This is a genomic window from Baaleninema sp., assembly GCF_049974805.1.
GTDB lineage: Bacteria > Cyanobacteriota > Cyanobacteriia > Cyanobacteriales > Geitlerinemataceae > Baaleninema.
In genome coordinates, this window is the sequence record NZ_JBNGCO010000055.1 from 22,502 (window position 1) to 30,817 (window position 8,316).

The 8,316-nt window shown below is 49.9% G+C and carries 8 protein-coding genes; 6 read left to right on the forward strand and 2 right to left on the reverse strand.

Annotated features, from left to right (window positions below; genetic code table 11):
* The first annotated feature begins 2 nt into the window (after positions 1 to 2).
* The 6 genes from rfbF (at position 3) to ACP5D4_RS12270 (ending at position 6,021) form a co-directional block, all read left to right on the forward strand.
* Positions 3 to 794, forward strand: a complete 792-nt coding sequence (rfbF, locus tag ACP5D4_RS12245; protein WP_428011904.1) for a glucose-1-phosphate cytidylyltransferase — start codon at positions 3 to 5, stop codon at positions 792 to 794.
* Complete coding sequence (locus tag ACP5D4_RS12250; RefSeq protein ID WP_428011905.1) at positions 788 to 1,807, forward strand: GDP-mannose 4,6-dehydratase; 1,020 nt, start codon at positions 788 to 790, stop codon at positions 1,805 to 1,807. The genes rfbF and ACP5D4_RS12250 overlap by 7 nt, the downstream gene beginning before the upstream one ends.
* A gap of 147 nt (positions 1,808 to 1,954) precedes the next feature.
* The gene (rfbC, locus tag ACP5D4_RS12255) at positions 1,955 to 2,506 is read left to right on the forward strand and encodes a dTDP-4-dehydrorhamnose 3,5-epimerase (protein WP_428011906.1); all 552 of its coding nucleotides are present in this window, start codon (positions 1,955 to 1,957) and stop codon (positions 2,504 to 2,506) included.
* A complete protein-coding gene (locus ACP5D4_RS12260) occupies positions 2,503 to 3,414 on the forward strand; it encodes an NAD-dependent epimerase/dehydratase family protein (protein ID WP_428011907.1) in 912 nt (303 codons plus the stop codon). The genes rfbC and ACP5D4_RS12260 overlap by 4 nt, the downstream gene beginning before the upstream one ends.
* A 135-nt stretch (positions 3,415 to 3,549) precedes the next feature.
* Positions 3,550 to 4,725, forward strand: coding sequence for a glycosyltransferase family 61 protein (locus tag ACP5D4_RS12265; protein WP_428011908.1), 1,176 nt, complete (start codon positions 3,550 to 3,552; stop codon positions 4,723 to 4,725).
* Positions 4,726 to 4,884: 159 nt separating this feature from the next.
* A complete protein-coding gene (locus tag ACP5D4_RS12270) occupies positions 4,885 to 6,021 on the forward strand; it encodes a glycosyltransferase (RefSeq protein ID WP_428011909.1) in 1,137 nt (378 codons plus the stop codon).
* Here ACP5D4_RS12270 and ACP5D4_RS12275 read toward each other — a convergent pair.
* Together ACP5D4_RS12275 and ACP5D4_RS12280 are read right to left on the reverse strand one after the other, a co-directional pair.
* On the reverse strand, positions 5,988 to 7,160 hold the full coding sequence (locus ACP5D4_RS12275) for a glycosyltransferase (protein ID WP_428011910.1): 1,173 nt from the start codon (positions 7,158 to 7,160) through the stop codon (positions 5,988 to 5,990). The two genes, ACP5D4_RS12270 and ACP5D4_RS12275, sit on opposite strands and share 34 nt — an antisense overlap.
* A 125-nt stretch (positions 7,161 to 7,285) precedes the next feature.
* Positions 7,286 to 8,170: a sulfotransferase family protein gene (locus ACP5D4_RS12280; RefSeq protein WP_428011911.1), complete on the reverse strand. Its 885-nt coding sequence runs from the start codon at positions 8,168 to 8,170 to the stop codon at positions 7,286 to 7,288.
* Between the last annotated feature and the right edge of the window lie 146 nt (positions 8,171 to 8,316).

Genomic DNA, 8,316 nt, shown 5'->3' on the forward strand with positions numbered 1-8,316 from the left:
CTATGTCTAACATTCCCGTCGCCATTCTTTGCGGTGGAAAAGGAACCCGCCTCAAAGAAGAAACCGAATTTCGTCCCAAGCCCATGGTCACGGTTGGCAACCGTCCCATGATTTGGCATATCATGAAAATTTACTCCCATTACGGCTTTAATAACTTCATGCTTTGCTTGGGGTATAAAGGCGAAATGATTCGGGAGTATTTCTTAAATTACGACATTCTCCACAGCAACGTCCTGCTGGAATTGGGAAGTAAAAACATCACCAAACTCGACAACGGACATACCGAAGAAGATTGGAAAGTTTGGTTGATCGATACCGGCCAAGAAACCATGACCGGGGGACGCCTCAAACGCCTCGCCCCCTACTTGGATAGCATGGGTGCCGATCTTCTGTTGGGAACCTACGGCGATGGGGTTTGCGATGTCAACATTAACAACCTTCTCGAGTATCACAAAAGCCACGGAAAACTCGCCACCATCACGACAGTTCGTCCCCCCTCTCGTTTCGGAGAACTCGTCATTGAAGATAACTTGGTGACCTACTTCCAAGAAAAACCCCAAACCAGTGCAGGTTGGATTAACGGCGGTTACTTCGTTCTCAGCCGCAAGGTATTAGATTTAATCGAAGGAGATTCGACGGTTTTTGAAGCCCAACCTCTGAAAACCTTGGCAGCCCTCGGCGAACTGGCGGTCTACAAACACGATGGTTTTTGGCAGTGTATGGACACTTACCGGGAACTGCAATTCTTAAGCGACCTGTACAATGCGGGACAAGCGAAGTGGAAGGTATGGTAAACAATTTTTGGCAAGATCGATCGGTATTTGTCACCGGATGTACGGGACTTCTGGGGAGTTGGATGACTCAGGAACTCGTCAGCCGAGGGGCGAACGTGGTGGGATTAGTGCGCGATTGGGTGCCTCAGTCGCGGCTGTTCTCGGAAGGACTTTCGCAGAAAATTACCACGGTTTACGGCTGTTTGGAAGATTTGTCTGTGTTGGAACGGACGATTAACGAACATGAAATCGATACGGTTTTTCATTTAGCCGCCCAGACGATTGTAGGGGTAGCCAACCGCGAACCGCTGGGAACTTTTGAGGCGAATATTAAAGGGACTTGGAACCTATTAGAAGCCTGTCGCCGCGTGGGGGTAGTTAGTCGAATTGTGGTCGCCTCCAGTGACAAAGCTTACGGCGACCAAGAGGAATTACCTTACGACGAAACCACGCCGTTACAGGGAGAACATCCTTACGATGTCTCGAAAAGTTGTGCGGATTTAATTAGTCGCACGTATTATGTCAGTTACGGACTCCCCGTGTGTGTGACTCGCTGCGGCAATTTTTACGGCGGCGGCGATTTGAATTTCAATCGCATTGTCCCCGATACGATTCGATCGACCCTTCGAGATAAACCCCTACAAATTCGCAGCGACGGAACCTTCATTCGCGATTATTTTTACGTGAAAGATGGGGTTTTGGCCTATCTCCATCTCGCGGAACAGATGGAACGGAAAGAGATTTGGGGGGAGGCGTTTAATTTTAGCAACGAGTTACAAATTCCGGTCATCGATTTGGTTCGTAAGATTTTGAAGTTGATGGGTAAGCCCCATCTGGAACCGATTATCTTGAATCAAGCGAAGAACGAGATTAAGCATCAGTATCTTTCGGCGGAGAAAGCCCGGAAGTTATTGGATTGGTCGCCGAAATACACCTTAGATGAGGCGTTGTTGGAAACTATCGATTGGTACAGCCATTTTCTGGAGGAGAAAACCCCTTTGATCGTCACGGTTTCTGAATCGGGACAACTGTAGGTTGGGTTGATTTAGGAAACCCAACACCTCCCAATCTTAACCGAATGCTGTTGGGTTTCGGTTCCCTCCACGCAACCTAAGAAAGGGCGACAAATGGGCGAGAAAAGGGCAACAAATGGGTGAAGAAACTGCTACGGGTCAATTAGGATGATGAACTGTCGAGAAACGAAAATTCCAGGTTGTTACGAAATCGATGTGAAAGTGTTTAAAGACGATCGCGGTCGGTTCGTCAAAACCTTTCACGAAGAAGTCTATCGAGAGTTCGGTCTGGCGACGCATTTCGCCGAAGCTTACTATTCGGTATCTCAGCAAAACGTCTTGCGAGGATTACACTTTCAGGTTCCCCCGAAAGACCATGCGAAACTCGTCCATTGTGCGGAGGGGGAAATCCTCGATGCGGTGGTAGATTTGCGGGTGGGGTCGCCCACTTACGGCGAACACGCTGTCTTCACCCTGACGCCGGAAAAGGGAAACGCGGTTTACGTTCCTTCGGGTTTAGCCCACGGGTTTTATATCGTCAGCGAAATGGCGTTGGTGATGTATCAGGTGTCTTCGGTTTACGCCCCGGAACATGAAGAGGGAATTTTGTGGAATTCGGCGAGGATTCCCTGGGTGGCGGAAGCGCCAATCGTGTCTGCGAAAGACCAGCAATGGAAACCGCTGGCTGAGTTTGAAAGTCCGTTCCGGTTCGAGTCATGACGAAAACAGTTTTAATTTCAGGGGCGAACGGCTATTTCGGCGGGATCGCCTGTCAGGATTTTGCAGCTAACGGTTGGCGGGTGTTGACGGCGACGCGGAAACCGGGGGCGGACGTGGCGATCGATCTCGATCGCCCCCAAGCCTTCGCCCAACAAACCCTCGAAACCCCTGTGGATTTGTTCGTCCACGCCGCAGCCGCCCACGATGTCACCTGTCGCGAACAGCCCTATCGCAGTCTCTGGCGTAACGTGGCGGGAACGCGGGCGGCGTTGGACTTCTGCGTTAACAACGACATCCCCAAATTCGTTTATCTCTCGACGTTTCACGTTTTCGGACGCCCGAAGGGAGTCATCGACGAAACCACGACGCCGCTTCCCCTCAATGATTACGGCTTGACCCATTTACAAGCGGAAGAGTACGTGCAGCTATATCGGCGACAGGGGAAAATTCAGGGGTTGGTGTTGCGTCCGAGTAACTTTTTCGGGATTCCGGCGGACATCGACGCCTGTAACCGTTGGACGCTGACGCCGCTGGGGTTTTGTCGGGAGGCGGTGGAACTGAGAAAAATCGTCTTGCGATCGCCTGGATATCAGAAACGCAATTTTATTTCGGTGTGGGATATTTGCGAAACCATTCGATCGACCGTAGACGAGATCGATCGCCTCTCGTTGCTGCACGTTCCGGGCCCCGACACCATCAGCATTCGCCAACTCGCACAGTTGGTAGAACACAGTATGCGAACGCGATGCGGCGAGGCGATCGCGATCGTGATTCCCGACGGCGAACCCACCGAGGCGGAGTTTCACTATACGAGCGATCGTATCGATGAATTTTTCCAACCCCAACGTCACATCGCCGACTTCATCGATGAATTCTGCGAAAAACTATACGAACGAACCCAAAAATAAACATAACCCAAAGTTGTCGGGTGCGTGACTTAAAAACACGAAAACTCTGCAACTCAACCGACCAACTCGTCACGCACCGACTCCACAGGTTTCTTTCTTGTCTCCCCCTCTCCCCTTCTCCCTCTCTAAACTCCTATGACAGCCCGAACTTCTCCCTTTGAAACCGCAATAAACGCCATCAAACCCGCCATCCGACCGCTTTACAGTCAGTTGGTTCTCTCGCCGTCAATTGCCTTTTTATTAGACACCACCACCGTCGAAAAGGAATGCGGAAAAGACCATCCTATCTATCGACTTCCCAAAGAAACCGTTCCCACGCCGGAAGTCAAAAAAATGCCGCCCTTTGACGATCCCTTTAAATATTTAGAAGGGGAAACCTACACCACCCACGATATTTACAGTTCCGTCGTCGAAGACGTACTGTTCGAGCCGGGAAACGGTCTCGTGATGACCCAATCTCGAAAAATTTTCGCCGAATCCATGTATCCGAACATGGATAAAATTACGATTTGGGGTGCGTTTTTAAATCAATCCTTTCTCAAACGGAAGTTTTTCGAGCAACCCGTGGAAACCATTCCCGGCTATACAAGCATTTATCAAGGGCTTCCCAACGGCTACTATCACAAATTTATCGACTTGGTGCCTCGCTGTTTTCTCCTCAACGACCCGGCGTATCGAGATATCGACGAAATCAAGGTTCTCTACGCCGATCCCACAGCGGAAGCTGAAGAAATTATCGTTCCTAAAATTATACCCGAAAATGCCAAATTAGTCAAGGTCGAACCAGGACGTTTGTACCGTTTAGAAAAGCTGATTTTACCGACATTTCTCACCCAGTTTGGCTCGGGATATTTACCACAATTGTACATTAAAAAACTTCGAGAAACCTGTCTTCCCGATCGCCCTTCTCAACAAAATAAGCGAATTTACATTTCTCGGGCAAAATCCGCCTCGGGATTGAAAAAACGCCACATTCTCAACGAAGAGGAACTGTTCGGCGAACTGCAAAAGTTCGGGTTTGAGAAATACGTTTTAGAAGATTACAGCTTAGAAGAGAAAATCGAGCTGTTTTACGATGCGGAAACGGTGGTGGGAGCCTATGGCGGCGGGATTACGCATATCCTTTTTTCGCCGAAAGTCAACGTTTTAGAGTTACAGATTATGGCGAAAATGCAAACCTATTACTATTATTTGGCGAAGGCTCTCGGACATCCGTTTGAGTTTGTTTGTTCCAATAAAGCCAACAACCGGGAAAATTTCAGCGTTGACGTTCCGGCGGTGGTGGAAATTTTGAAGAAATGGCACGGGTAGGGGGATGATGGGGTAATGGGGTGATGATTTGTCGGGTGCGTGACTTGAAAAATAGGGTGTCGAAAGTGCTACGCACCGCTTCCGCGAAAGTGAGGCTAATAAATCCTCACGCACCGCCAACGTACACCGCCCAAATAGCAAGACTACAGGTGAATTCTTATGAAAAACGTTATTTTTTTCAGTAGTCTGTTACTTCCCCCGTCGCAAACCTTTATCCGGGCGCAAGGGGAAAAACTGCAAAACTTTACGCCCTATTATGTGGGTTCTCGTCGGGTTCCGGGGTTGGAACTTCCGAGCGATCGAACCCTGGTTCTCAATTCTGGAAATCAACTCGGTAAATTCGCAGAAGCCACGTTCAAACTCACCGGATTCGCCCCGAATTTTTACCAACAAATCGAACGACTCAATCCGGTATTACTTCACGCTCAATTCGGACTTAGCGGTGTGTTGGTTCTTCCCTGGATTCGCAAACTCAACATTCCCTTACTGGTTCACTATCGCGGGGCGGATGCGACGATTACCCCGGAAACCAGTCAATATGTCTCTCTCAATCACTGGATTTATTTTCAACGGCGAGAAGCGTTGAAACGGGAAACGACGCTGTTTCTCACGGTGTCGAAATTTATCAAACAGAAACTCGTGGAACAGGGATTTCCCGAAACTAAAATTCGCCCCCACTATCACGGCGTCGATACGAACCAGTTTCAAGCGGATTTACAAGTTCCACGAGAGTCGGTGGTGTTGTTTGTGGGGCGACTGACGGCGAAAAAAGGACTCGAGGATTTAATTGCGGCGATGGCGAGGGTTCAAATCGACCATCGAGAGGCGAAACTTGTGGTGATTGGAGATGGAATTTTACGGGAAAAGTTGGAACGTCAGGCGAAAGAATCTTTGAAAAATTACGAGTTTCTCGGCGTTCAGCCGCAGTCGGAGGTAAAAGCCTGGATGAATCGATCGAAAGTCTTGGCGACGCCCAGCGTAACCGCCCCCGATGGCGACACGGAAGGGCTTCCGAACGTGGTGTTAGAAGCCCAAGCGATGCGTCTTCCGGTGGTGGCGACGCTTCACGCGGGAATTCCCGAGGCGGTGTTACACGAAGAAACGGGGTTTTTGGTTCCCGAACGGGATAGTCAGGGTTTGGCGAAATACATTGTTAAGCTACTTCAAGACCCTGAATTATGGCAAAGTTTGAGTGAAAAAGGGCGAGATTGGGTCTGTCAAAGTTTCGATCGCGATCGACAAACTCGCGTGTTAGAAACAGTTTACGAAACGGTTTTGGAACGAGCCAACTCGTAAATTTCCATCAATCGCCGATAGTTCGCCTCTGCGGTGTATTTATTTTCGTATTCCTGACGAACCACCGATCGCATCTCTTGTAACAATTCAGGATGGGCGATCGATCGTTCGATGGTCGCCGCCAAATCCTCCGAATTTCCCGGTTGAAAGTGTAACCCCGTCCGTCCGTCTTCCACGAGTTCCGCGATCGCCCCAATGTTCGCCGCGATAACAGGCGTTCCCTTGGCGAAGGCTTCCACCGCCACCCGTCCAAAGGTTTCATACCACTTCGAGGGAAACACCAAAAACCTGGCCTCGCCGATAATGTCGTACACTTCCGTCATAGGACGACGCCCCAACCAAGCCACGTTCGGAATGCGATCGATCGCCGCCTCCACCTGGGACGACAGCGGACCGTCTCCGAGAATCTTCAACGGAATCGCCCCGTTGAGTTTCTCCCACGCCGCCAACAGCGTATCGAGACCCTTTTCCACAGACAACCGCCCCACAAACACCGCATATCCACCGCTTCCGCTTCCCATACCGGGATCGGGATGAACGAAATTCGGTTTCACGTGGATGTTCTCCCCCGGAAATCCCCCTTCAATAAACTTCTGACGAGCGAATTCCGTCAACGTCACAAACCCATTGACCCGAGTTTTCCAAGTCTTCAGCAGTCGGTGAACCACCAACATCGTCGCCGTCATCCCGCTGGCGGCCAGGGAATCGCGATAGCAGCGGTGAACCACCCCCGGATAGGGAATCGCTTGACCCAAGCAGTCTTCACAAACTCCTCCGTCGCGGAAAAACAAGCCGTTAGGACAGAGGAGGCGGTAGTTTCGCAGGGTTTGAACCACCGGAACCCCCAAATCGCTGGCGGCGTAGTGGACGGAAGGGGAAATAAGGGGGAAGAAATTTTGAACGTGAACCACGTCGCAGGGACGCGATTTCAGTGTCTCGGTGACATCGTGGTAAGCTTCCCGCGACCAAACCGTTTTGGCGGCCACTTGTAAAGCGGAAAGGGTATCAACGCGATCGTTGTGTTCTTCGTAAACTTCAACCTGGTGTCCGCGTTCTCGCAGCAAGCGTTCTTCTGCTTGACGCGATTCGTCTTCCCCACCGCGAATTTTATAGGCGTTGTGAATACTGAGAATGTTCATAAATAAGGAGATGATGAAGTAATTCGATGATGAGATGATGAAGAGGGGAGATTTAACAGTATTAATTCATCCCCCACCCCCTTATCAATTTTCAATTTTCAATTTTCAATTTTCAATTTTCAATTTTAAACTCCCCAAAGTTGCTTCCATTCGGGAAATTCCCGTCCGAGGAGTTGGGTGAGTTCGCGGGTTTGTTCCTGTTGAATCGGACGCAGGTAGTCGATGACAGCTTGGCGAACTTCGGGGTCGATATCTTGAGATAATTCTTTGACAGCGACTTGTTTTCCGGCGTTGCGAAGGGATTTGGGTAAGGCGTCGGCGATTTGGCGGAAGGGCCAGCGATACCGCAGGCGAAATAGGGTGTCTTTGCGGGGGAACTTTTGCGGGGTGACGTGGATTTTTCGATCGATATTAGGGGGGACGAAGTCCGCATCAATTCCCAACCACTCGAACACTTGGCGAATGACGGTGGTGGGGGTTTGCGTCATTTCTTCAAAGCTGAGAACGAGCAGGCGATCGCGATCGAAATATTCGTAATACCGCTTTAGTTGTTCGCTGTAGTGGCTGACATCCCGGTAGAGGGGATTTTCCTCAATAGCACTGAGGATATCGCGAAACTCGTTCCCCTGGCGAATTTCGTGCCAGTAATGACTGATGGTTCGGGGAATCGGATCGCGTAAAACGTAGATAAACCGAGCCTCGGGGTTAAATTGAGCGATTCGTTCGGGAACTCCGGTGATGTGGGGCGCTTTGGCGTATAAGGTACTGGATTCCCCCATGATTTTGGCTTCTCCCGCCTCTCGAAACAAGTCGAGATAGCGGTTTTCGTCTTTCCACAGTTCCAGCTTTTTAATATCTTCCCAATTGAGTTGGTCGGGTGCGACGAAATAACAGGGTTCTTTCGGTTCGCACATGAACGCTTCGGGATGGGTGTTGATGTAGTGGTGCAGGGACGTGGTTCCTGCTTTCATCGCACCGATAATAAAGAGGTTCGGACGAGGCTTTGACATGGGTTTTCGGTTTGTCTTGGAATTGTTTTCGGGGGGATTGCGATCGAAAAATAATAGAGCGAAAAATAATAGAGCGAAAAATAAGGTTGTGACCTAAGTACAGGACAAAAAAGCTGAAAGCCTGAGCTTAAGCGGGATAGAGCAAC

Coding starts and splice junctions, on each gene's coding strand:
- rfbF (WP_428011904.1), top strand. CDS start 3: ATGTCTAACATTCCCGTCGCCATTCTTTGCGGTGGAAAAGGAACCCGC.
- ACP5D4_RS12250 (WP_428011905.1), top strand. CDS start 788: ATGGTAAACAATTTTTGGCAAGATCGATCGGTATTTGTCACCGGATGT.
- rfbC (WP_428011906.1), top strand. CDS start 1,955: ATGATGAACTGTCGAGAAACGAAAATTCCAGGTTGTTACGAAATCGAT.
- ACP5D4_RS12260 (WP_428011907.1), top strand. CDS start 2,503: ATGACGAAAACAGTTTTAATTTCAGGGGCGAACGGCTATTTCGGCGGG.
- ACP5D4_RS12265 (WP_428011908.1), top strand. CDS start 3,550: ATGACAGCCCGAACTTCTCCCTTTGAAACCGCAATAAACGCCATCAAA.
- ACP5D4_RS12270 (WP_428011909.1), top strand. CDS start 4,885: ATGAAAAACGTTATTTTTTTCAGTAGTCTGTTACTTCCCCCGTCGCAA.
- ACP5D4_RS12275 (WP_428011910.1), bottom strand. CDS start 7,160: ATGAACATTCTCAGTATTCACAACGCCTATAAAATTCGCGGTGGGGAA.
- ACP5D4_RS12280 (WP_428011911.1), bottom strand. CDS start 8,170: ATGTCAAAGCCTCGTCCGAACCTCTTTATTATCGGTGCGATGAAAGCA.